Source organism: Streptomyces sp. NPDC107538 (genome assembly GCF_055657445.1).
The window spans coordinates 484617-507473 of the sequence record NZ_JBVKAY010000003.1 but is presented as its reverse complement, the minus strand read 5'-3'; the positions used below and the strand labels follow the sequence as shown (position 1 = coordinate 507473).

The 22857-nt window shown below is 73.1% G+C and carries 17 protein-coding genes; 12 read left to right on the top strand and 5 right to left on the bottom strand.

The features are described from left to right. Positions 1 to 8 precede the first annotated feature (8 nt). Complete coding sequence (locus ACZ7MG_RS12765; RefSeq protein ID WP_471381932.1) at positions 9 to 1232, bottom strand: RNA-guided endonuclease InsQ/TnpB family protein; 1224 nt, start codon at positions 1230 to 1232, stop codon at positions 9 to 11. Positions 1233 to 1529: 297 nt separating this feature from the next. Between ACZ7MG_RS12765 and ACZ7MG_RS12760 the strand changes: the two genes are divergently transcribed. The 3 genes from ACZ7MG_RS12760 to ACZ7MG_RS12750 all read left to right on the top strand — a co-directional run bounded on the left by ACZ7MG_RS12760 (position 1530) and on the right by ACZ7MG_RS12750 (position 8279). Beyond that, complete coding sequence (locus tag ACZ7MG_RS12760) at positions 1530 to 1976, top strand: hypothetical protein (protein ID WP_471381934.1); 447 nt, start codon at positions 1530 to 1532, stop codon at positions 1974 to 1976. Positions 1977 to 2045: 69 nt separating this feature from the next. Beyond that, on the top strand, positions 2046 to 2939 hold the full coding sequence (locus ACZ7MG_RS12755) for a phosphorothioated DNA-binding restriction endonuclease (RefSeq protein WP_471381936.1): 894 nt from the start codon (positions 2046 to 2048) through the stop codon (positions 2937 to 2939). Between the two features lie 240 nt (positions 2940 to 3179). Beyond that, a complete protein-coding gene (locus tag ACZ7MG_RS12750) occupies positions 3180 to 8279 on the top strand; it encodes a hypothetical protein (RefSeq protein WP_471381938.1) in 5100 nt (1699 codons plus the stop codon). A gap of 56 nt (positions 8280 to 8335) precedes the next feature. Here ACZ7MG_RS12750 and ACZ7MG_RS12745 read toward each other — a convergent pair whose 3' ends face one another. Next, on the bottom strand, positions 8336 to 8839 hold the full coding sequence (locus ACZ7MG_RS12745) for an MSMEG_6728 family protein (protein WP_471381940.1): 504 nt from the start codon (positions 8837 to 8839) through the stop codon (positions 8336 to 8338). A gap of 206 nt (positions 8840 to 9045) precedes the next feature. On the opposite strand from ACZ7MG_RS12745, the gene ACZ7MG_RS12740 reads away from it, so the two are divergent. Next, positions 9046 to 10803: a SpoIIE family protein phosphatase gene (locus ACZ7MG_RS12740; RefSeq protein ID WP_471381942.1), complete on the top strand. Its 1758-nt coding sequence runs from the start codon at positions 9046 to 9048 to the stop codon at positions 10801 to 10803. Between the two features lie 16 nt (positions 10804 to 10819). On the opposite strand, the gene ACZ7MG_RS12735 is transcribed toward ACZ7MG_RS12740, so the two are convergent. Further along, positions 10820 to 12079, bottom strand: coding sequence for a lysostaphin resistance A-like protein (locus ACZ7MG_RS12735; protein WP_471381945.1), 1260 nt, complete (start codon positions 12077 to 12079; stop codon positions 10820 to 10822). Positions 12080 to 12196: 117 nt separating this feature from the next. Between ACZ7MG_RS12735 and ACZ7MG_RS12730 the strand changes: the two genes are divergently transcribed. Together ACZ7MG_RS12730 and ACZ7MG_RS12725 are read left to right on the top strand one after the other, a co-directional pair. Continuing rightward, on the top strand, positions 12197 to 14692 hold the full coding sequence (locus ACZ7MG_RS12730; RefSeq protein WP_471381948.1) for a sensor histidine kinase: 2496 nt from the start codon (positions 12197 to 12199) through the stop codon (positions 14690 to 14692). Between the two features lie 187 nt (positions 14693 to 14879). Further along, positions 14880 to 15521 carry a response regulator gene (locus ACZ7MG_RS12725; RefSeq protein WP_471381950.1) on the top strand — a complete coding sequence of 214 codons (642 nt, stop codon included), beginning with the start codon at positions 14880 to 14882 and terminating at the stop codon, positions 15519 to 15521. 30 nt (positions 15522 to 15551) lie between these two features. Here ACZ7MG_RS12725 and chvE read toward each other — a convergent pair whose 3' ends face one another. Beyond that, entirely contained in the window at positions 15552 to 16667 is a 1116-nt protein-coding gene (chvE, locus tag ACZ7MG_RS12720; protein WP_471381953.1) for a multiple monosaccharide ABC transporter substrate-binding protein, read from the bottom strand. Positions 16668 to 17337: 670 nt separating this feature from the next. On the opposite strand from chvE, the gene ACZ7MG_RS12715 reads away from it, so the two are divergent. The 3 genes from ACZ7MG_RS12715 (at position 17338) to ACZ7MG_RS12705 (ending at position 19400) form a co-directional block, all read left to right on the top strand. After that, complete coding sequence (locus tag ACZ7MG_RS12715) at positions 17338 to 17835, top strand: DUF5990 family protein (protein WP_471381954.1); 498 nt, start codon at positions 17338 to 17340, stop codon at positions 17833 to 17835. 201 nt (positions 17836 to 18036) lie between these two features. Next, positions 18037 to 18240 (top strand): cold-shock protein, encoded by a 204-nt coding sequence (locus ACZ7MG_RS12710; protein WP_111583937.1) that lies wholly within the window; start codon positions 18037 to 18039, stop codon positions 18238 to 18240. A gap of 785 nt (positions 18241 to 19025) precedes the next feature. Beyond that, positions 19026 to 19400, top strand: coding sequence for a helix-turn-helix domain-containing protein (locus tag ACZ7MG_RS12705; protein WP_471381957.1), 375 nt, complete (start codon positions 19026 to 19028; stop codon positions 19398 to 19400). 49 nt (positions 19401 to 19449) lie between these two features. Here ACZ7MG_RS12705 and ACZ7MG_RS12700 read toward each other — a convergent pair whose 3' ends face one another. Continuing rightward, positions 19450 to 20172 carry a polysaccharide deacetylase family protein gene (locus ACZ7MG_RS12700; RefSeq protein ID WP_471381959.1) on the bottom strand — a complete coding sequence of 241 codons (723 nt, stop codon included), beginning with the start codon at positions 20170 to 20172 and terminating at the stop codon, positions 19450 to 19452. Positions 20173 to 20561: 389 nt separating this feature from the next. Between ACZ7MG_RS12700 and ACZ7MG_RS12695 the strand changes: the two genes are divergently transcribed. The 3 genes from ACZ7MG_RS12695 (at position 20562) to ACZ7MG_RS12685 (ending at position 22599) form a co-directional block, all read left to right on the top strand. Next, on the top strand, positions 20562 to 21605 hold the full coding sequence (locus tag ACZ7MG_RS12695; protein WP_471381960.1) for an ArsR/SmtB family transcription factor: 1044 nt from the start codon (positions 20562 to 20564) through the stop codon (positions 21603 to 21605). 84 nt (positions 21606 to 21689) lie between these two features. Then, a complete protein-coding gene (locus ACZ7MG_RS12690) occupies positions 21690 to 22166 on the top strand; it encodes a hypothetical protein (protein ID WP_471381962.1) in 477 nt (158 codons plus the stop codon). 91 nt (positions 22167 to 22257) lie between these two features. Next, complete coding sequence (locus tag ACZ7MG_RS12685; RefSeq protein ID WP_471381963.1) at positions 22258 to 22599, top strand: hypothetical protein; 342 nt, start codon at positions 22258 to 22260, stop codon at positions 22597 to 22599. Positions 22600 to 22857: the final 258 nt, after the last annotated feature.

Here is a 22857-nt window from a genome sequence, read left to right as displayed (position 1 = left end):
CTGTGCCGCTACGCGGCACAGTTTCCGGTCGGGAATCCATGGCTTCCTGTTTCTTCGCGCTGTGCCAGAACGGGTTCTGGTCTTACCGGCGCTCCGCAGGCCGTCACCGCCAGTCCGGCGGCCGTTTTGATGTTGAGTGCGGCGTTGGTGTCCCGGTCGTGGACGGTGCCGCAGGCGGTACAGGTCCATTCCCGCACGTTCAGGGGTTTGGGGCCATCCTTGACGCCGCAGGCGGAGCAGGTCTGGGAAGTCGGCTCGAACCTGCCGATCTTGACCAGGGTGCGTCCGTACCGTTCTGCCTTGTACGCCAGCATGCCGATGAACTGAGCCCATCCGGCGTCATGCACGGACTTGGCCAGCCTGGTGCGGGCCAGTCCCGCCACCGACAGGCCCTCCACGGCGATCCCTTGGTTCTCGGAGATCAGCTTCGTGGAGAGCTGGTGGTGGAACTCACGGCGGGCGTCAGCAACTTTGGCGTGGGCGCGGGCGACCTTGAGGCGGGCCTTGACGCGGTTCTTGGATCCCTTCTGCTTGCGGGACAGTTCCTTCTGGGCCTTCTTCAGCTTCTTCTCCGCGCGCCGCAAGAAGCGGGGGGAGTCGATCTTCGTGCCGTCGGAGAGAACCGCGAAGTGGGTGAGGCCGAGGTCGATGCCGATGGTGTTCTCGGTCTGCGGCATCCGTGCCGCGTCGGCGGCGGGGTCGGTGTCGATGACGAAGGAGGCGAAGTACCGCCCGGCCGCGTCCTTGATGACGGTGACGGAGGTGGGGGTGGCAGGCAGGGTGCGGGACCATTTCGCCTTCACCGCGCCGATCTTCGGCAGGTTGAGCCGTCCCCGGTCGGTGATGCTCCAGCGGGCGTTGGCGGTGAACCGGATCGACTGCCTGCTGTCCTTGCGGGACTTGAACCGGGGCGGGCCCAGTTTCGAACCCTTCCGAGTGCCCTTGAGGGAGGCGAAGAAGTTCTTGTAGGCGGCCTCGGCGTCCCGCAGGGACTGCTGGAGGATGACTGCGGACACTTCACCGAGCCAGGCGCGCTCCGGCGTCTGTTTCGCCTGGGTGATCAGGCGGGTGGACAGCTGGCCGGCCGTCGGGAGCGGCTGCCTGGCCTTACGGGCATCCTCGCGGGCCCGCACGGCGTCGTTGAACACGACGCGTGCGCACCCGAACGCCCTGGCCAGCGCGGCCTGCTGAGCGGCGTCGGGGTACAACCTGAAGGCGTACCGGAGCTGCATGACGATCACACTAGGCACATCGAACCTGCGTCGCCACCGGGAACATGTGAACGACCCGTCACCGTCACGAAGCGGGGTCCGGCTCCGCCGGAACGACACCGCGACGCTCCGCGCCGCGGCCACAAGATTCGCTCCACCTCCGGCCTGAAGGCCGGAGCACTACGAATGATTGCCGGTAGCCTCACGGGGCCCTGGTGCGGTCCCCGGGGCGGGAGTGCGGCCCCGGGGCGAGGGTGCGGTCCCCCGGGGCCGCACGGCGTCGCCGTCACCATCGGCCCATGACGTCAGGGCGGGCGAATGCCGCGTAGGGCGCCCCGCGCGGTGCGGGCCGGTGGGTCCGGCGGGCAGGGCGAGGGCGCGGTGAGCAACCTGCTCATCGGCGCCTGTCCCGGGCCTCCGGCGTGCGCCGCCGTCCACACGTACCTCTTCGTCGACGGCCTCGACCTGATCACGCGCAGCCACAGCGGCATGGCCGGTCTCGCTCCTGGGCGGCTGCTCCGCCCGGGCGGGCCGCTCCACCCGACGGACACGCCGCGCACGGTGGACGTGGCGACCCGGGTGCGGCCCGAGCCGGCCCCGGACACCCTGACCGTCCGGATCCGGCTCCGGGGGCACACGGTCGTCTGGTCCGGCCTGGCGTACCCGGGCCCCGACGGCGGGCCCGTCGAGGAGGTCCGCTTCCGCCTGGAGCGGTACTTGGGCGAGATCGAGCGGGCGTACGCGGCGCTGGTGGCCCGGCCCTGAACTCCGGGCACGGGTAGGGCCGTACCACCGCGGTCGGCCGGTTGCACGGCCGAACTACGATCGCCGGTCATGGACTGGATCGAGCGGGTCGCGAAGCTCAGGCAGTGGACCAGGAGTGGGACGCGAGCCCCGCACAAGCCGCTGCTGCTTCTGCACGCCCTGGGCCGGTTCCAGCAGGACCCCGGCGGTGAACTGCCGTACAGCGCTGTGGAGGAGGACCTCCAGCGGCTGCTGACCGAGTACGGCCCGCCCCATCGGACGTCGCCCGCCTATCCCTTCCACCATCTGGTCAGCGACGGCGTGTGGGAGGTGCGGACCGACCGCGGACCCGGCAGCCCCGGGACCGGGGTGCGGGACCTCCGGGAGTCGGGTGCCACCGGCCGGCTCGTACCGGAACTCAGAGCGGCGCTGCGCGACGAGCCGGAACTGCTGGGCCGGATGACGCGGTTGCTGCTGGATCTGCACTTCCCGCCCTCCTTCCACGCGGAGTTGTGCGAGGCCGTCGGTCTGGAACCGGAGCCGGCGGACACCCCGCGTCTCTCGGCCGCGCGGAAGCAGCGGGACCGGCGGATGCGCGAACTGGTGCTGACCGCCTACGAGTACCGGTGCGCCTTCTGCGGCTACGACGGCAGGATCGGCACCGTCCCGGTCGGGCTGGAGGCCGCACATGTGCACTGGTGGGCGTTGGGCGGGCCGGACGACGTCGACAACGGGCTGTGCCTGTGCTCGCTGCATCACAAGCTGTTCGACAAGGGGGTCCTCGGGGTCGACGGCGACCACCGCGTCCTCGTCTCCCAGCGCTTCGTCGGCCACAGCCCCGCCGCCCGCGAGCAGGTCCTCGCGCTGGCGGGCCGTGCGCTGACCGGTCCCCAGCCCGGCGTCCGCCCCGTCGCGGCCCGTCACCTCGACTGGCACCTCGACCAGGTCTTCCACGGCTCACCACGCCCCGCCGGCGCCGCATGACCGCTCCGGCCCCATGGCGTCAACCGCAGTGTCAACTACCGGGAGATGTACGGCAGTTGACCCCCGGATGTGGCGACGGCGACGACTCGGACGGGAGTGAGTGGAGAGGGCGTCCGGGGCCTCGTGCGTGCGTAGGTTGCCCTCGTGTGGGCGAAGCGGCAGGCAGGGAACGGTAGGGGCGGCGCTCGGGAGGGCACCCGGGGGCCGGAGGGGTCCGGGAGCGGGCTGCCTCCGCAGGCGTTGCTCGCGCTGCAGCGGACCGCGGGGAACGCGGCGACCACGCGGGCGTTGCGGCGTGGGGACGGGGCGGGGCGGCCGGCGGGCGGGCGGGCGCCGTTGTCCGGGCCGCCGCCCCGGATCGAGGAGGAGCACACCGACCCGGGGCTCGTGCTGCCGCCGTATCTGCTGGGGCTGGAGGCCGCCGGGCTGTCCACGGCGTACGGGCTGACCGGGCACGAGTTCGTACGGAACGCGGTGGCCGCGGTCGTCGGGCACGGGGACGGCACGGTCGCCGACATCGGCGCCGAGCTGGCCGGGCGGCCGGAGACCTTCTTCGGGCAGGGCCGCGCCTTCGCCGTCCGGGGGAAGGGGCCGAAGGGGGGCGAGGGGGGCGACGAGTGGTTCGACATCACGGTCACCGTGTCGCCCGCCGCCGACGACCTGCCTCCCGTCTTCCATCCCGGGGCCGCGCTCGCGAACACCGTGCCGGACCCGGGCGGGGCGCCGCTCGCCGAGGTGGACGACGCCGAGGGCAAGGAGACCAAGGTCGACGCCCAGCACAACTCCGCCGCGACCGTGTCGACCACCGCCGGCGGCTCGTCGACCAAGGGCCTGGGCGGCCTGGCCTTCGGGTTGGCCCCGGTGGCGCCCGGGTTCTGGATGGGCGCCGCGGGCATGGCCAACGCCCAGCCCTGGCAGTCCTCCCGGGAGTCCCGCGGCCAGCGCAACATCGCCGAACCGCGCGTGCTGCGCAGCGACAAGGGCTCGGTCGAGGTGCCGCGCAAGGTGCGGTACGGCGTACGGGTCGCCAAGCGCGGCGCCGGAGACGCGCGGGACGCACAGGGCGCGCGGGACGTGCGGGCCTTCGCCGGGTCGGGCACCCTCACCCAGCGGGTCCCGACCGAGCACCTCGTCCCGGCCGGGACCCGGGCACCCGGCGCGCCGGGGCCCGTGGCGGCCGACACCGCCCGGCGGGTCTCGCTCGCCGACTCCCTGGCCCCGGTCGCCGTCAGCGACACCGCCGCCCCGCACCAGGGCGGCGGCGGCCTCTTCGACACCGTCGCCTCCGTCCTGCACCCCTCGCTCACCGCGCCCGGCGCGCCCGGCCTCGCCCGGCTGTACGAGGCGACGTCCACGACGACCGTCCTGGAGGACATGCCCCGGCTGCTCGGCGACGGTGTCATGGGCGAGGATCTGCGGTCCAAGGACGGGAGCAGTGTGGGGAGTTACCGCATGCGGGCCGCCCTCACCGGGCTGTCGCCCGCCTGGAGCACCGGCAACACCCAGCTGCGCACCCATCAGCAGACCCAGCACTCGGTCACCGAGAGCGCGGGCAAGGGGCGTTCCGTCGCGGCCGGGGTGGGCCCCGCGGTCGGGGTCGGAGCCGCCGCGAACGCCGCAGTCGTCCGGGCCACGGCCATGCCGGTCGCGGCGGCCCGCAAGGCACGGTTCACGGTGACCGAGCAGACCGTGTCGAGCCGGCAGGGCGCGGAGGTCCGGGGCGAGAAGGCGCTCTATCTCGGGACCGTGAAGTTCACCGTGGAGGGGACGGGACCCCGGTCGGCGCGGCAGCTCCTGCGCCCCGGCACCCGGGCCGCCGAGCACTCGATGACGGTGTGGATGAGCCTGCGGGCCGACGAGGCCGCGTCCCTCGGACTGCCGGTGCCGCCCGGTGTCACGGCCGGGGAGTTCATCGAGAAGCCGAAGCGGACGGACGAGAACGGCGACGAGGTGGACGTCGAGCGGCATCTTCCCTTCGGCGCCATGGGGAACAGCGTCGCCCTCAGCCAGCTCGACACCGGGCCCATGGTGAAGGCCGTGGAGGAGCTGTTCGCGACCGACCCTCGGCTGGCCGGCTATCTGCCCGGCTTCGGCGCGGCCCCGCTCGGGACGCTCGTGAGCAAGGAGGAGGCGGAGGCCCAGCGGCGCAACTACCGCGAGCTGATGGCCGCCCTGTCGGAGACCAACCTCCGCGTCAACAAGGACCAGTTGCTGTCCACCGGCATCCGTGTGCGGCTGCGCCGCAAGACCACGATGCACGCCCACGACGTCCAGCTACGGGTCAAGGGCGCGCTCCGGGAGACCGGCTACCTCGGCGACACCGACGACTGGCTGGTGCGCAGCCACTCCGGCGTCGGCGCCAACGCGCAGAGCGGGCGCGGCAGTTCGCGCTCGGTCGGCGGGCTGGTCCTCGCCCAGGCCCGGCTGGTCCCGGGCATCCTGGCCGCCTCGGCCCGCCACGAGCGGCACAGCACCGGCACCCGCCGCAACCAGGCGGGCCCCACCACCCGTACGGACGTCCTCACCAACGGCTCCGAGAAGGCCGCCAACTTCGGGGCCGCCCTGCGGCTCGACGTGGACGTCACCATGACCTCCCGGCAGCGCAAGCTCGCCCGCGGTCTCACCCCCGGCTCCCCCGGCCGGGACACACCGGAGGCGGCCCTGGTGGGCGGGCTGCACCTGGACGAGCAGGACGTACGGCTCGTCACGCCCGCGGAGTTCACCCTCGACGAGGAGGGCAGGCAGCGCAACGACGCGGTGGTCGACCGGCGCCGGGGGCAGGCCGCGCGGCCCGAGCACGCGGTCACCGCCGAGGGCATCGGCGATCTGGCCACGCTCGTCCCCCGGCCGTCCACCGGGCGGGTGCTGCGGGACTGGCAGCTGGTGGAGACCGTCGGCGACGGCCAGGCCGTCCGCGACCTCGCCCTCCAGCTGCTCTCCCGGGCCGCCGCCCGCAACAAGGGTCTGCGCGAGGATCCCGCCCTGGCCACGGAGGGGCTCGCGCCGCGCCTGGCCGTCGAGGAACGGTTCAGCCCGCAGGCCGTCACCGCGTCGCTGCGGCAGGCCGCGTCCGCCGGGTGGGTGGTGAAGAACCTCCGCTACCCGCGCCGGCTCGCCGCACTGAACGGCGCGGTCGGCACCCGGCTCACCCTCGCCAACCCGAAGTACGTGCACACGGGCTCGGGCCCCGGTACGGAGACCTTCGTGCTCGGCGGCCACCAGTCCGCCGGACAGCGGGGGCACGGCACCACCCGTACGACACAGGTCGGGGTCATCGGCACGGAGAACGCCGCCGAGTGGCGCCTCGCCCAGGGCGTGTCCGGGAGCCGTACCCGGAGCGAGGGCGACGCCGGGTCCGCCGCGCTGTCCGGCACGGTCGAGCGCAACGCCCACACCCCCCGGAAGGCACCGCTCCACCTGGTCCGCTGCGATCTGCTGGTCACCATGGTCGCCGAGGTCAAGGTCACCGGCGGCGGTCCGTACGTGGCGAAGGCCGCGCGGACCCTCCCGGCGGAGGCGGCGGTGTGGCTGACCGAGGAGCAGCTGCCGGCGTCGATACGACGGCAGCTCGGCCTCGACGCCGCCGAGCCGGACGTGATGTCGCCGGGCCGGAAGGAGCCCACGCCCAAGGCAGAGACCAGGGCGGAGAGCTCCCGGATGGGCGCCGAGCGCGGCGAACGGGAGCGGGCCGCCGCCCGTGGTGCGGATACGGCCGGGTCCTCCTCGTCCACGCCCGGTGGTCCGGCGCCGTCCCTCGACCGTGGGCTTCCGCTCGGCTTCGGCGTGATCGAGAACCTGCCCGACTTCGTGCCGCTGCTGGAGCGGCTGCGCACACGCCTCGCGCGGAACGGACAGCAGTCGCTCGCCGAGGACCTGCTGCCCCGGCGGCAGTTGGCGGACCGCAACGACAACGTGCAGCGGCTGCTGCGGGTCCTGGACCGGGACGGTTCCGCCGGGCTGCTGTCCGGCGCGATGGACGGCGGGGTCACCGTCGAGCTGTTCGACGGCCGCAAAACCCCGTACTGGGCGGTGTTCAAGGTGAACCGCGTGGGCGACGCCACCTCCGGCGGGGCGGCGGGCGACGGCCGGGACATGGAGTACATCACCTCGGCCGTCGCCCAGCGGGGCACCTCCCACGACGAGGGCGTGACGACGGGCGCGGAGGGCGTGTTCGGCGGTTCCGGCAAACCGGAGGGCGGGATCGGCCAATTGAAGAGCACGGGCGGCTCGGCGGGCCTCGGCGGCGCGTCGAGCAAGTCGCGGCGCGACGGGACCGCCGGCCGTGGCCAGCTGGGCATGAAGACGGTCGCGGAGGCGAAGACCGCCAGGTCGACGAAGATGCGGGTGCCGATCGAGGCGACCCTCGAACTGCACCGGGGCGGCCGCCGGGTGGAGATCGTCTCCCTGGGCCGTCAGGCGCTGACCCATCGCGTCCTGGACAAGGATCTCGCCGCCCTCGCCCGGGTGACCGCGCCCCACGGGAACGCGCCCGCCCCCACCCCCGGTCCGCGGGGCGACGGCTCCTCCGCCGCCGGGCTGGGCGCCTGGCGCTCCGCCGGGGTGCGGCTGCCGATGGAGGCACAGGTCAACGGCTTCCAAGGGGCGCCGCAGGTAAGGGAGTTGGTGAACTCGGCGGTGCGCGAGGCGGGCGGCGGCGACCGTTTCCGGGAGAAGGGCCAGGCCGCCGCGTACGCCCTGAACGAGGCCGTCTCCACCGAGTGGATGATCGCCGCGCTGCCCCTGCTGACCTCCGCCGGCGCGGAACTGCCCCCGGTGCACGCCTCCGGCGCGGAGGGGCAGGATCTGCGCGCCTCCCTGCACGCGCGGCTGCGCGCCGGGCGGGTCCTGGGGGTGGGCGACAAGATGACCTTCGAGACGGTCGGCCAGAGCCACCTGGACGCGCCCCGGCCCACCCAGACGGACGGCCAGAGCTCCGCCGACCACGGCAGATCGGCGTACGGTCTGGCGGGCGCGGGACTGCTCAACGCCGACCAGTTCCGCCTGAACCAGCTGATGGGCAACGCGGGCGGCGCGGGCGGCGCGGCCGACGGCGCGGTGAACGCCTCCGGCACGATGCCCCTGCACAAGCCCAAGCTCGACTCGGCCCTCGTCCAGTTCACCCTGGACGTCCGGGTGGTGGCCCAGGTGACCAACCGGGTGCGCACCGGCCGCACCGGAACGGCCACCCGCGAACTCACCCTGCGCCGCCCGGTGGTGATCCGTATGCCCGCCCCGACCGTCCGCCGCATGCTGACGGCCCAGGGAGCCCAACTCCAGGACCCGGACGACCACTTGGGGCTGAGGGGGCGGGGGAAGGCGGTACCGCCACCGAACTTCTGACGACGACGGTGAACGGTGACGGCGAACGGTGGCACGGCGTTGACGCCACACGAGCCTCACCGAGCAGCGCCGGGCGTCCCGTCGGCGGGCGAGCCGTCTCCCCGGTCGGACGACGGCCAGACGTACGGCAGATCGTCCGGCACACCGGGGAACAGCGGCGCATAGACGGCCGGATCCTTGCGCACCAGCGCCGACCGGTGGCTGCGGTGGAAGTCCTCGTCGCCGAGCCAGGGCGGCAGTTCCCCGGCGGCCGCCAGGCGCGGCTGGTCGCGTACCGGCTCGTCGGGGCGGACCACGGCGAGGTCGGCGACCAGCGTGGCCGCGCAGCTGTCCCGGTGCCCCTGCTCGCACCACACCGCGCAGACGTCCAGGCCGTACCGGACCAGCGCCTCCTCGTATCCCGCCCACATCCGCACGGCCGGGTGCCGACGCCACCCGTAGCCCGGCACGACGAGGCCGCGCAGGACCTGCAGGGCCTCGACCCGCTGCTTGCCGAGCCGGCGCCGGTCCAGGAGCAGCGCGGACTCCCTGAAGCCGGGACAGGGCAGGAAGGTCTGCATACCGTCGCCACCTCCGTACGCCTGGTGGGCCTCGGTCCGCCTTCGCTCGTCGCGTCCACCGCCGGGTACCCGCGCTCGGCGGCACGCAGACACCGGCACCGGCTGCGGCTCCGGCAGGGGTCCAGCCTGCGGGTGCGGTGCGGCGGGGGCTGGGCAAGACTGGACGGAGGCATGACCTCATCAGGGGCGCGTGAGGAGGGTCCGGCGTGGGCTTCGACCGGCTGCCGCTCAAGTGGCTCTTCGCAGGCGCTGAGGACATGCTGCTGTCCGCCGTGGCGGACGCGCCCGGCGAGGTGCTGGAACAGGCCCACGAGTACGGCATCCTGCGCCGCGTCCTGGACGGTACGCCCGCCGCGGTGGCGGTCATGGACGAGCGGTTGCGCTACCGCTATGTCAACCCGGCCATGGCGCGGATGAGCGGGGTGCCCGCCGCGTCGTTCCACGGCCGGACCATGGGCGAGGTACTGCCGGGTATCCATCGCTCGGAGGAGATCCTGCGCATGGTCCTCGACGACGGCCGCCCCCGCGAGCTGTCCGTCACGGGCCGGACCCTGGCGGGCTCGCCGTTCCCGAACCGGCAGTGGAGCGCGGTCTACCACCGGCTGGAGGAGAACGGGCGGGTGACCGGCCTGTGCGGCATCGCGGTGGAGGTGAGCGGGCTGCGGCAGTCCATGGACGACCTGGAGCGGACGCAGCAACGCCTCGCCCTGCTGGACACGGCCACCACCCGCATCGGTACGACGCTCGGGGTGGAGGAGACCTGCGCCGAGCTGGCCGAGTTCGTGGTGCCGAGCCTGGCGGACCGGGCCAGCGTCTGCACGCTGGAGGAGGAGTCCGATGACGCCCCGCCCCCGGCTCCCGGGATCGTACGGCTGCGTGTCGTCGCCGTCGCCGGAGGCTCGGACGCCGACAGCAGCCTGGGCGCGATCAGGAACGTCGGGGAGTACTTCGACGCCCCCCGTGGCACACAGCCCAGGCTGTGCCTGGACGCCGGCCGGCCGTGGGTGGGAAACCTCGTCACGGACGACGTACTGCTCGACATGCATGTGCCGCCGTCCAAGGTGAAGGCGATGCGCGCCGCGGAGGTCCACTCCCTCCTCTGCGTGCCGCTGCCGACGAAGGGGCATCCGGTCGGCCTCGTCTCCCTGTTCAGGGCCGGGGACTCCGCGCCCTTCACCGACGAGGACGTCATCGTCGCGCAGGATCTCGCCGGCCGGGCCGCCGCCGCGATCGACAACGCCCGGCAGTACTCCTTCGAGCACGACATGGCCCTGGAACTGCAGCGCGCGCTGCTGTCGGAGCCCGGTAGCCCCCACCCGGACGTCGAGGTCGCCTCCCGGTATCTGCCGGCGGGGCGGCACGCGCTGGTCGGCGGCGACTGGTGCGACTCGATCGCGCTGCCGTCGGGGCAGACGCTCCAGGTCGTGGGGGATGTGATGGGCCACGGTTTCACCGCGGCCGTCGCCATGAGCCACTACCGCTCGCTGCTGCGCACCCTCGCCGTGTCCGGCGCCCCCGTCGAACGCGTCCTGGACGAGGCCGACCACCGGGTGGCCAGCATCGGCGTCGACCGGGTCGCCACCTGCCTGCTGGCCCTCGTCGACCCCGGCTCCGGCACCTGCACGATCTCCAGCGCGGGCCATCCCCCGCCCGTGCTGCTGCGCCGGCAGGGCCGTACCGATCTGGTGCCGGTCCCGGCGGGCCCGCCCCTCGGCACCGACCTGGGCGGGCACGAGGCGTCGACCGTGCCGCTGCCGCCCGGAGACGTGCTCCTGCTGTACACCGACGGGCTGGTCGAGCAGCGCCGGGTCGACATCGACGCCTCGCTGCGCCGCCTGACCGGCCTCGGCCTCCGCGTGGACGGCCCCCTGGAGGGCGTCCTCGACACCCTGCTCGCGCGCCTGGTCCACGGCCCCGCCGAGGACGACGTCACCCTGCTCGCGGCGCGCAGGGAAGCGGCCTGACACCGACGGGACGCCCTCAGGTGTCGTGGCGTGTGTCCTGGCGTGTGTCGTGGCACGTGTCCTGGCGTGTGTCGTCGTGGCGTGTGTCGAGGCCCCGGCGGCGGGCCAGCCACACCACGGCCGCCGCGTAGAGGGCGACCAGGGGGACATCGAGGGCCAGCATCATCCAGTCCATGTCGGCGGCGGTCCCGTCGATGCCGAGGCCGTCGACGGTGGCCGACAGGATGCCCAGGGGGAGCAGGTTGTTGAGGACGTGCAGGGCGATCGCCGCTTCGAGGCCGCCCGTACGAATGGTCAGCAGGCCCGTGATCAGGCCGAAGGCCACCAGGTCGGCGAAGCCCCAGGGGGTTCCCCAGCCGTGCGCGGCGGCGAAGAGCACGGCCTGCGGCACGACCGCGATCCAGGGTGAGCGGCACCACGCTCCGACCGTCTGCGTCAGCCAGCCCCGGAACACGTACTCCTCGGCCGCGGCCTGGAACGGCACCAGCAGACAGACCGTCGCGAGGCCGAGCAGGAACGGGGTCGCGCCGGCCCACGTCCATTCCGGCGCGCCGGTGTCGGCCCCGGGGAGGAGCAGGGAGAGGCCCAGGGTGGCCGCGGCCACGGGCAGGGCCACCACGAGGCACAGCCCGAGCCAGCGCCATCGCAGGGCGCCCGCCACCGACGCGAGGGTGCCGGGCGGGCGGCGCTGCGTCCAGCGCGCGGCCAGCAGCACCACCGGGATGCACAGGCCGATGGAGAGCAACAGCAGGGCGGTGTCGCCGATCGGGCCCCAGACCACGACGCCGTCGGCGTCCCGGGGGCGGTCGAGGACGGCGCCGGCAATCTCGCCCCCGCCGAACACCACCAGCGCGGCCAGTACCGCCCCGAGGAACACCACCCCGGTCCCCACCAGCGGCCGCCACCACCGGTGCCGTCCGTCCGCCAGCGCGAGCCGGTGGTACGGGAGGGGTGGCACGGGCGGCGGCGGGGCGGCGGTCCGCTGCCAGGGCGGGCCGGGTGGTTGGTGCGGCTGGTAGGGGTAGTAGGGCAGTTGCTGGTACGGCCCGCCGAGGGCGTGCGGCGCACCGACGCTGTGCGGTCCGCTCGCGCTGTGCGGTCCGCTCGCGCTGTGCGGTCCGCTCGCGCTGTGCGGTCCGCTCGCGCTGTGCGGTCCGCTCGCGCTGTGCGGTCCGCTCGCGGCGAGCGGCCCGTACGCGGCATGCGGCCCGTACGGCCCTCCCGTGGTGGGTGGTTGGGGCGGCAGCGGCTCTCCGGCCGGGTGTGTCGTCGTCATGCGCCTCAGCATCCCGGGGTGCGTACGGCCGTGGCGTCGGCCCTGCGCACGACCGGTATCTGCAACCCGGGATAGGGACGGCCCCGGCGGCGGGCCGAAAGTATGATCGGCGCCATCATGGAGCGCATACGGGACTGGCTGCTGCCCGCGCTGTTGGCGGTCGTCCAGCTGTCCGTCTGGCCGGGGTACACGCTGCTGCGCGGCGGGACGGCGGAGGCGCCGCAGCTCGTCGTGGGCCTGGCCACGACCGTGGCGGCCACGGCCGTGCTGGGGGTGCGCCGGCGCTCCCCCGTCCTCGCCGCGCTCACCATCGACGCGCTGACAGTGGCCGCGCAGTTCGTCGTACCGGACGAAGGGCTGCTGGCCGTCGCGGTGGCGGGCGTGGTCGCGCTGTACTCGGTCGCGATACGGCGGCCGGGCCGGACGGCCGTCCTCGTGGCGGCCGTACTGATCGGATCGGCGGTGCTCGGGGCGCTCGCGGTGTACGACTCGGCCGTGGACATCGGCGGGGAGGCGCTGGCGAGCCTCGCGGTGTTCGCGGGCACGGTGGGTGCGGGCCGCAGCCGCCGTCAGTGGCTCGCTGGCCGCCGCGCCGCCGAACGGGAGCTGGCGCGGGCCGAGGCGGTACGCGGCAGCGCGGCCACCACCGAACGGGACCGGCTCGCCCGGGAGTTGCACGATGTCAGCGCGCACCACCTCACGTCGGTCGTGGTCACGGCGGAGGCGGCCCGCCGTCTCGGTGACCGCAGACCGGAACTGACCGCCGACGCGCTGCGGTTGGCGGCGGAGGGCGGACGGGCGACCGTGGAGGCGCTGCACCGGCTCGTGACGGTGCTGCGGACCTCGGCGGCCGACGAGGAGAGCCCGCTCGAAGAACGCGTCGCCGAACTCGCCGCGGGGTTCGTACGCCTGGGCCAGCACGTGACCCTGGACATCGCCCCCGACCCGGCCACCCTGACCGGACCGGTCGCCGACACCGCCTTCGCCCTCACCCGCGAGTCCCTCACCAACTCCCTGCGCTACGCCCCCGGCACCACCGTCCACGTCACCCTCCACGACACGGAGGAGTCCCTGACCCTCCTGGTCGAAGACACGGGCCCAGACGGCCCCCCACTCCTCCCGGCAACGCCACACACCCCGCCCACGCCTCCCCACCCGCCGGCAGCCTCCACCCCAACCACGGCGGGAGGCCGGGCCCTGGCCTCCGTCCCGACCCCGGTCACCCACCCGGCCACAGCCCCCGTCCCGACCCCGGTCCCCCACCCGACCGCAGCCACCGACGCCCCGGCTGCGCTCCCCCACCCGGCGACAGCCTCGCGCCCGGCAGCTCCTTCCCACCCCGCCGCCTTCTCCGGCCCGCCCCCAGTCACCCACCCGACCGCGCCCCCCGGCCCCACCTCAGCCCCCACCCCCACCACGCCTCCCCACCCGACCCCGGCTCCCCACGCACCCTCGGCCCTCGTCGCCCCTCCCCCCGTCCCGGCCCCCCGGCAAAGGCTCGGCTCCGGGCGCGGGACCGTGGGGATGCGGGAGCGGGCGGCTGGGCTCGGGGGCAGTGTCGACGTGGGGCCGCGTGTGGAGGGGCCGGGGTGGGTCGTGCGGGCGCGGCTGCCGTATCCGCGTGCGGCCGGGCGGCGTAATGCGGCGCTCCCGCACGCGAGTTGGGCCGACCTGGCGACCGTGCTCGCCGTCGCCGCGCTGCCCGTCGTGGCCGTACTGATCGAGCGGCCGGCCGCCACCGCCACGGCCGTCCTGCCCGCCGTCCTGCACGCCCTGCCGCTGCTGTGGCGGCGCCGGGCCCCCTGGACCACCCTCCTCCTGGTGCTGGCCACCGCCTGGATCCCCCCGCTCGCCCTGGCCCAAGGGCTGCTGCCGTCGGACGCGGCCTGGGCGCTGACCCTGGCGGGGGCGGGCGCGGAATGCGTCGCCCTGCGCGCGGTGGCGGCCTACGCCGGACCCCCCGGCCGCACCTGGCCGGCGATCCCCCTGGTCGCGACCGCGCTCGCGGCGGCGACGGTCGCCCTCGACCTGCTGAGCGGCGGCTCCCTCGCACCCGGGGTAGAGGCCGGAAGCTCCCTGTTCCTCGTCCTCCTCGGGTTCTTCGCCACGTTCGTCACGCTGTTCCTGGCCGTGCCGACGACCGGCGTCTGGGGCCTGGGCGTCTTCGTCCGCCGGCGCCGCGAACGCGTCACCCGGCGCGAGGACGGCGCGCTGTCGGCGGCGGCGTGGTCCGCGGTCGTCGAGGCGTACGAGGAACGGCAGCGTATCGCCGCCGAGTTGCGCCAGGCGGTGCTCCGGCACGCCGACGCGGTGGTGGCCCACGCCGAGCGCGAGGACCTCGACGGCGCCGCCGAACAGGCCAGAGCAGCCCTCACCGCCATGCGCGAACTCCTGGCCGTGCTAAGACAAGGAGCGGCGACCGCCCCCGGAACGCCGCAGCCCACCGGGACGGCGCAGCCCACCGATACAGCTCAGGTCATCGGAACGACCCGAACCACCGGAACGGCTCGAACCACCGGAACGACGCGGACCACCGGAACGACGCGGACCGACCCCACGGCGCAGCCCACCGAACCGGCCGCGCCTCCGGCCGAGCCCCCCGCCAGGCCGTGACCCGGAAAGCCCCCGACAGACCCCCGACAGACCCCCGACGGACCCCGAGGAGGTGCCTCCCATCGAAACCCCGACCCCGCCCCCGACCCCCGCCTCAGCCTCAGCCTCAGCCCCGACCCCAGCCCAAGTCCCCGCCCAAGTCCCCTCCCCTGCCGCCGAAGTCACCCCCGCTCCCCCCGTCCGCGTGATGGTGGTCGACGACCAGGCCGTGGTCCGTGCCGGGTTCGCCGCCATCGTCGACGCTGAGCCGGACCTGACGGTCGTCGCGGAGGCGGGCGACGGCGCCCACGCCGTGGAACTGGCGCGGCGTCTCGCGCCCGCCGTCGTCCTGATGGACATCCGGATGCCGGGCATGGACGGCCTGACCGCCACCCGGCTGCTCACCGCGTGGGAGGACGCCCCGCGCGTCCTCGTGCTGACCACCTTCGACCAGGACGCGTACGTCCATGACGCGCTGCGCGCGGGCGCCTCCGGGTTCCTCCTCAAGGACGCCCGGCCGGAGGAACTGCTCAGCGGCATCCGGGCCGTGGCGTCCGGGGACGGCATCCTCGCCCCGGCCGTCACCCGCCGCCTGATCGAGACCTTCGCGCACTCCGCGCCCGCACCGGGCCCCGCGCCCCTCGCCACCCTCACCCCGCGCGAGCGCGAGATCCTGACGCTGGTGGCGGCGGGACTCGCCAACGCCGAGATCGCGGACACCCTGGGCGTCACGACGGGCACCGTGAAATCCCATGTCAACGCGCTGCTCCGCAAGTTGGGGCTGCGCGACCGCGTCCAGGCCACGATCTTCGCGTACGACACCGGCCTGACCCGGCCGCGCGGGGCGTGACCCGGCGGGGGACTCCGGCCGCCACGACTGCTACGGCTTGAGGTCCTCGGGGGTGTAGAGGTCGCTCACGGCCAGCACGGACTCGTAGTTGGTCTTGTCGACGCTGATCGGCTGCAGCAGATACGCGGGGACGGCCTTGACGCCGTTCTTGTAGGACCGGCGGTTGTTCAGCTCCGGCGTATCGCCGTTGAGGATGTCGTCGGCCATGGTCGAGGCCATCTGGGCGAGTTGGCGGAGGTCCTTGAAGACGGTCTGCGACTGCTCACCCGCGATGATCGACTTCACCGAGGCCAGTTCGGCGTCCTGGCCGGTGACGACCGGGAGGGGTTTGGCCGCGGTGCCGTAACCGTCCGCCTTCACCGCGTTCAGGACGCCGATGGAGATCCCGTCGTACGGCGAGAGGACCGCGTCGAGCTGCTCGCCGCTGCCGTACGACTCGGCGAGGACCTTGTTCATCCGCTTCTCCGCGGTGGGTCCGTCCCAGCGCAGGGTGGTGATCTGGTCCATCTCGGTCTCGCCGGACGGGACGACGAGCTGCTTGTTGTCCAGGTACGGCTGCAGCAGGTGCATCGCGCCGTCGTAGAAGAACTTGGTGTTGTTGTCGTCGGGCGAGCCGGCGAACAGTTCGATGTTGAACGGGCCCTTGCCGTCCTCCAGGCCGAGTTTCTCGATGATGTGGCGGGCCTGGAGGCGGCCGACCTGCTCGTTGTCGAAGGAGACGTAGTAGTCGACGTTCCTGGTGCCGAGGATGAGCCGGTCGTAGGAGATCACCGGGATGTCCGCGGTGGCGGCCTGCTGGAGCACGCCGTTCAGGGACTTGTTGTCGATGGCCGCGATGATCAGCGCGTCTACGCCCTGTGCGATCAGCTTGCCTATCTGGTCGACCTGGGCCTTCGGATCGTCGTCGCCGTAGACCAGCTTGGTCTTGTAGCCCTTGCCTTCCAGGTCCTCGACGACGCTCTTGCCGTCGGTGAGCCAGCGCTCGGACGCCCGGGTCGGCATCGCGACACCGATGGTGCCGCGCTCGGTGCTGGCCCCGGTGGTCTCGCCCCCGCAGGCGGACACGGTGAGGGCGAGGGAGGCCACCCCGGCGAAGGTCGCGAGAGCGGCTCTTCGGTTGGGCCTGCTGGTCGATCCGGTGCGCACTGGAACCCCGTTGTTCGAAATCTCGTCGCTTGGTCGGAAGGTGGGCGCGAGACTAGGAGGAGATGTGCGGGGTGTCAACGGAACGCACACAATCGGTTCCAGAAAGCAGTCGAAATCGCGTTCGGCCCGGCGGCGGTATTGAGTGACGCGGACGGGCGGGGGGGCGGGGCGTGTGGGAGCGAGGCGGGGACGGGGGTGGGCGCGGGGCCGGATGGCACGGGGATGGGGCGGGCTCGGGGCCGGCGCGGCACGGGGACGGGGCGGACGCGGCACGGGACGGGGTCGGCGCGGCACGGGGACGGGGCAGGCGGGACGGGCGCGGGGCGGTCGCGGGGGCAGGGCAGGCGGGGGGGGGCGGACGCTGGGCGGGTACGGGGACGCTGGGCGGGGCGCGGGGCAGGCGGGGGGCGGACGCGGCACGGGGACGGGGCGGACGCGGCACGGGGACGGGGCGGACGCTGGACAGCGCGGGGCGTGGGGCGGGCGCGGCACGAGCTAGGGGCAGGCGCGAGGCAGGCGGGACGAGCGCGGGGCAGGCGCGGCACGGGGACGGGGAAGCTCCGGGGAGCTGGGCCTGGCCGGCGCGGCACGAGCTAGGGCCAGGCGCGAGGCAGGCGGGACGAGCGCGGGGCAGCCGGGGCAGGCGTGGGCGGCGAGGATGATGGGTGGTATGCGTATCCGCATCGACGCCGTCGACCTGCCCGGCCTCACCCGCCCCGTGTCCGCCGACGGCAGGGTTCCCGCGCCCGGCGTCCTCCACGTCGCCGTACAACGCCGTGACCGGCCGGCCGAACTCCTGGAGCCGCGGCCGGGCGACGCGCCTTCCGCGACCTGGACCCTGGAGTGCACCGCGAGCACCTCCCCGGCCGGCACCGACATCCAGGGCCCCTATGTGCAGGACCGGCTGGGCCGGCGCTTCGTCTATCTGTCGTGGGGCACGGTCGACGAGTCGGGCACCTTCACGATGTTCCGCCGCGCCAAACTCATGCTGGACGTCGTCCCCGCCGACATCCTCGCCGCCGCCGCACGCGACGGACTGCTGGTCGGCCACCTCGGCCTCACCGACGCCCGGGGCGGCCCCCTGTGCGGACGGGTCGAGCCCCCGCACATCACCTGGACCGCACCTCGCCGCGCGGAACAATATCTATATTCGCGAGAGGAAGAATAGGTCGGGGACGCCGCAAGCATTCCTCGACCTCCCGACGGAACGAAATCATCTATCCCGCAGGGCCGCCGACATCGTGCTAACGTCGATGCCAGTTGCAGGTGTGGTTGCCAGAAGGTTCATTTTTCCGACGGGTAAATCAGCACGGCGACACGGAATCCACACAGGGTGAATTCCGTACATCGTCTCCGAAGGAGAAATGACATGGCGAACGGCACCGTGAAGTGGTTCAACGCGGAAAAGGGCTTCGGCTTCATCGAGCAGGACGGCGGCGGCCCCGACGTCTTCGCCCACTACTCGAACATCGCCACCCAGGGCTTCCGCGAGCTGCAGGAGGGCCAGAAGGTCTCCTTCGACATCGCGCAGGGCCAGAAGGGCCCGACGGCCGAGAACATCGTTCCCGCCTGACGCCTGCGGCAACGCATTCTTCGCAGCTGGGCCCGCACCTTTTGGTGCGGGCCCAGCTCGCTGTATTTCCGGGCGCGCTCCCATAATCCCCGGCTCGTTCTCGCGCTACTCCGCGCCATTCATTCCCGCCGCGGAAATACCGGCGGCCCAGACGCACGGGTGAGCTGCGACCCAGACGCGCAGGTGAGCCAGGGCGGAGGGCCGCCCGCCAGAACCACAGTGAGGGCCTGCCGACATCAGTCGGCAGGCCCTCACGTCGTCCCTCCGCCCCGTCAGGGCCACCGCCCATGACCGCCGACGCCGCATCGCCGCATCCCTACATCTCCACATCGCCGCATCGCCGCAGGTGACAGGCTTCCTCCTCCCCCAGAGGAGGTAAATCTACTCTGGCAACAGTAGACATTGGGCCTCGACGCGACTAGTCTCCTTCTCATCAAGACGGTCTGGACAGCCCGGCAGACACGAACTGCCGGGAGTCGCGGCACACGCGGCACGCAGGTCAGTACGGCTCAGAAGCCGTTGGTTCGGAGAAAGGACGGAGGAGCGGACGCCATCAGGATCGCCCGGCCCGAGCGGCACAACACTCGGCCGGGTACCGCAAGACCCCGGATTGGAAGGTGGTCCCCGGTCACGCAGCCGCGATCCCCGCACCCCCTGACACAGGGCCGGTGACGGAGGCAGAAGGTCGGCAGAGCATCAAGGCCGACAGATGGTGTTGAATTTCCTTCGGGGCCCTGGTGCCGTACGGCGCCAGGGCCCCTCGACGCGTTGCACTACGAGGTGACATGACAGCAGACAACCCGCTCAGTGATCGTCTGGACGACGACGACTACCCCGCCTACACGATGGGCCGTGCCGCCGAGATGCTCGGCACCACCCCGGCCTTCCTGCGCGCCATCGGTGAGGCCCGCCTGATCACTCCGCTGCGCTCGGAGGGCGGACACCGCCGGTACTCCCGCTACCAACTGCGGATCGCCGCGCGCGCCCGCGAACTCGTCGACCGGGGCACACCGATCGACGCCGCCTGCCGCATCGTCATCCTTGAGGACCAGTTGGAGGACGCGCAGCGCATCAACGCCGAGTACCGCCGCCGCGCCGGGCACGCAGCACCCGACAGTTCCGCTCCCGGCCCCCACGACTCAGGCTCCGGCTCCGGCTGACCGGGAGACCCCCGCTCCCGCCGTCGCGCCTACACGGCCGTACTCCTGGTCACGGCCGGTACGCGGCACGGTTGTGATAAGTCACCTTCCCGCTCGGCAGCTTGGCCGGGGCGAAGAGCTGGTCGACGGTCACGAAGTGGAAGCCGCGCGCCTTGAGGGCCTTGATGATGCCGGGCACCGCGTCGACCGTCGTCCGGTGGATGTCGTGCATGAGGACGATGTCCCCGGGCTTGGTGTTGGCGTTGACGTACTTGATGAGCCGGGCCGTGTCGCGGTACTTCCAGTCGAGGGTGTCGACGCTCCAGTGCACCAGCGGCCGTGCGGCGGCCGAGCGGACGGCCGCGTTGTGGGCGCCGTAGGGGGCGCGGACGGTGGTGGGCTTCTTGCCCGTCGCCTGCTGGATCGCCGTGTCCGTACGGGAGAACTGCGACTTGATCTTCGCGGCGCTGAGCTTGGTCAGATCCGCGTGATCCCAGCTGTGGTTGCCTATCTGGTGACCGGCCTTCGCCGCGGCCTTCACCGTCGCCGGGTTCTTCTGCACGTTCGAGCCGACGGCGTAGAAGGTGGCTCTGGTGTCGCCGCCCGCCTTCAGGAGGTTCAGCAGCCGCTGGGTGTCCTTGACCGGCCCGTCGTCGAAGGTGAGCGCCACGCACTTCACTTTGCGGCAGTCCACGGCCTTGGGCGCGGCGGAGGCGGTGGTGGCGGTACCGACGAGCGTGCCGGCGCAGAGCGCGGCGACGGTGGCGGCAGAGATGACGAGGCGTCGTTGCATCGGATCCTCCGGTGGCGGTGATCTGCGGTGATCTTCGGTGGTCCACGGCGTCCACGGCGGTCTTCGCCGCTCTGCCCTCCCGGGCAGCCGAACTTCCCTCGCGGGCAGCGGACTTGCCTGTAAGACGCACACGACGCGGCCTTGGATGTGCGCGGCGGGCGGAGAGATTCGCTCCGGTTGGGGACGTTCTGGCCGCGCTCGGCCCAGCGGCCGGCAGCACAGCCGGCGGGCACCCTCATCACGTACTGCGGCACGCGGCAAGTGGCCGACCGCGTGGGCGAGATCCGGCGCGGCCGTCACACGGCCGAATGCCGCCTTGCCCCACGCAGACCGGGCTGGTCATTGTCGGTGGCCTGCCCACACGGTGACTACCTCGTCCGGAGACCGCTATGTTGCGGGTGCACTTCACTGCTGGGGACCTCGCGCGACTGCGTGTCGCGGCCACGCCCGACCCTCTGTGGGAGATCGCGAACAGCTTCCAGATCCTGACCGGCGGGGAGAGCCTGCTGGTGTTCGGCCAGTGGCGCAGCCGAGTCGGGCCACGACTGATCCGCGGCGGCGCCGCGCTGCTCGCCGCGCTCCTTCCGCCCCGCGGCTACTCCCCTGACTTCCTCACTCCCGACCTGGGCGGCTACCCGGACCTGGAGAGCGCAGTCGACACCGTGCTCCGCACCCCGAAGACCACCCTGCGGGGCGACTTGACCAAGCTCGTCGCGTCGCCCGTCAGGCCGAAGCCGCCGTCGTCGTCGACGGCCACAGGTCTGCGTGCCCTGGCGGGCGGGGAGCCCGAAGCGCTGCACGGCCTGGGCATCGCCCTGCACGGTTACTACCGGCGGGCGCTCGACGAGTTCTGGCCGCACATCCGCGCTCAGGTGGCCGCCGACGGCGCGCTGCGTGCCAGGGCGGTCCTCAGAGGTGGCGTCGAGGAACTGCTGGCGAGTTTCGAGCCGGTCATGCGATGGCGGCCGCCCGTGCTGGAGGTCGACTACCCGGTCGACCGCGAACTGCGGCTCGACGAGCGGGGACTGTTGCTGCAGCCGTCCTTCTACTGCGTCCGGAGGCCGGTCATGCTCGCCGCGTCCTCGCCCGGCCGGACGCCGGTCCTCGTCTATCCGATCCAGCACGTCCTCGGCTGGGCCCAGGGACGCGATGCGGCCTCCGCCGAGGTGCGCCTGGGCGGCCTGATGGGCCGGACCCGTGCCGCCATCCTGGAGGAAGTCGTGACCGGCCGCACGACCGGCGAACTCGCGGAACGGTTCGGCATCTCGGGTTCTGCCGTGAGCCAGCACACGGCCGTCCTGCGCGGAGTCGGACTGCTGCTGAGCATAAGGCGCGGCAAGTACGTGCTGCACACGATCACCCCCACGGGGCTCGCTCTCCTCAACGGCGCGTTGCGCACACCGGTTCACGACCACTGGGCGGATTCCGTTTAAGGCAGGGCTTCAACGTGTGGCGCCGGTGTCCCGCCTGTTCCAACCTGGAGCGGCCACATCGGCTGCGATTGCGGAGGAGTTCACATGGGACTGACGAACATCAGGAATCGGGCGGCCACATGGGTCACGACGGTGATCGCCGCGGCGGTCCTTGTTCCCCTGGCGGCGCAGGCACCGGCACATGCGGCACCCGACGCCGCGGCCGAGCCGGCCGCGTGGACACCGGGGATCTCCCCGCTGTACTCGGGCGAGTGGGTGCAGCGGAACGTGTCGAGTGCCGATCGCAACGCGGCGCTGGTCACGTGCTCCCTGGCATCCGGAATCGCCTGTGTGTCGGTCGGTCAGGGCGACGGCATGCACAGCGTCTTCCACCTGTTCAGGTGCGAGACGCGGTCGCTCTCGAACTTCATCGACGCGCTCGCTGTGCGCAACAACCAGACCGGCGGAGCCCAAGTCCAGTTCTGGGGGCCCAGGTACCGGGTCTCCATCCCCGCGAACGGCACGATCACCACGGTCCCGGACTACGCGACGTACGACTTCAACCGCCTCGATCTCTGCTGAGGCTCCGCGCGGGGCAGAGAACGCCGAGGCGCGACCGCCACTGACCGCCGGAGCGCGGCGGAGCCCGGAGCGCGGCGGCGGGCACCCGATCGTGTCCTACTCGGCCGAGATCACCGCCGCGCCCCACGTGCCCAGGGAGAACGAGCTGCCGCCGCCCCTGCGCGACCTCGCCTTCGACCCGTCGGCCGGGGCCACGACCGTGCCCCCGTCCCCGCGCGGCGAGACGCAGACCACACCCGTCCTGGCCACCCAGCTCGCCGAGTGCGTCCTCGCCCTGCTGCACAGCCCCGGGCCCGGACGGTGCCGCCGCGGCCGGTCTGCTGGGGCTGGAGGCGCACTACCTGTCCGCCTCGGCCTCCCGCGCCCGGGCGACGCTCACGCGCTCCGATTCCACCTGTCGGCGGCACCTGGGCGCGGCTGCTCCTCGCCCTGATCCCCGCGTACGAGAGCGGCCCGGGCGCGGCGACCGGCAAGGATCTGCGGGGCCGGCTCGCCGACACCGCCGTACGGCGCCGGGCTCCAGCCGTTCACCACGCACGACGGCGCGCCCCGCCACCTGGTCGAGGAGGGCGAAACCCTCACCGGGCGCGGCCCCGATGAGCGGGTCTCGCCGACATCGCCCCGGATGCCGCACACTGGACCCCGACGCCGGACGCCCGACGCCCGACGCCAGACACCGGACATACGTGCA

Excerpts from the sequence above, each read along its gene's own strand:
- ACZ7MG_RS12765 (WP_471381932.1), bottom strand. The coding sequence starts at position 1,232 with ATGCAGCTCCGGTACGCCTTCAGGTTGTACCCCGACGCCGCTCAGCAG.
- ACZ7MG_RS12705 (WP_471381957.1), top strand. The coding sequence starts at position 19,026 with ATGACAGCAGACAACCCGCTCAGTGATCGTCTGGACGACGACGACTAC.
- ACZ7MG_RS12730 (WP_471381948.1), top strand. The coding sequence starts at position 12,197 with ATGGAGCGCATACGGGACTGGCTGCTGCCCGCGCTGTTGGCGGTCGTC.
- ACZ7MG_RS12725 (WP_471381950.1), top strand. The coding sequence starts at position 14,880 with ATGGTGGTCGACGACCAGGCCGTGGTCCGTGCCGGGTTCGCCGCCATC.
- ACZ7MG_RS12745 (WP_471381940.1), bottom strand. The coding sequence starts at position 8,839 with ATGCAGACCTTCCTGCCCTGTCCCGGCTTCAGGGAGTCCGCGCTGCTC.
- ACZ7MG_RS12700 (WP_471381959.1), bottom strand. The coding sequence starts at position 20,172 with ATGCAACGACGCCTCGTCATCTCTGCCGCCACCGTCGCCGCGCTCTGC.
- ACZ7MG_RS12760 (WP_471381934.1), top strand. The coding sequence starts at position 1,530 with ATGCCGCGTAGGGCGCCCCGCGCGGTGCGGGCCGGTGGGTCCGGCGGG.
- ACZ7MG_RS12755 (WP_471381936.1), top strand. The coding sequence starts at position 2,046 with ATGGACTGGATCGAGCGGGTCGCGAAGCTCAGGCAGTGGACCAGGAGT.
- ACZ7MG_RS12690 (WP_471381962.1), top strand. The coding sequence starts at position 21,690 with ATGGGACTGACGAACATCAGGAATCGGGCGGCCACATGGGTCACGACG.
- ACZ7MG_RS12735 (WP_471381945.1), bottom strand. The coding sequence starts at position 12,079 with ATGACGACGACACACCCGGCCGGAGAGCCGCTGCCGCCCCAACCACCC.
- ACZ7MG_RS12710 (WP_111583937.1), top strand. The coding sequence starts at position 18,037 with ATGGCGAACGGCACCGTGAAGTGGTTCAACGCGGAAAAGGGCTTCGGC.
- ACZ7MG_RS12715 (WP_471381954.1), top strand. The coding sequence starts at position 17,338 with ATGCGTATCCGCATCGACGCCGTCGACCTGCCCGGCCTCACCCGCCCC.
- ACZ7MG_RS12695 (WP_471381960.1), top strand. The coding sequence starts at position 20,562 with ATGTTGCGGGTGCACTTCACTGCTGGGGACCTCGCGCGACTGCGTGTC.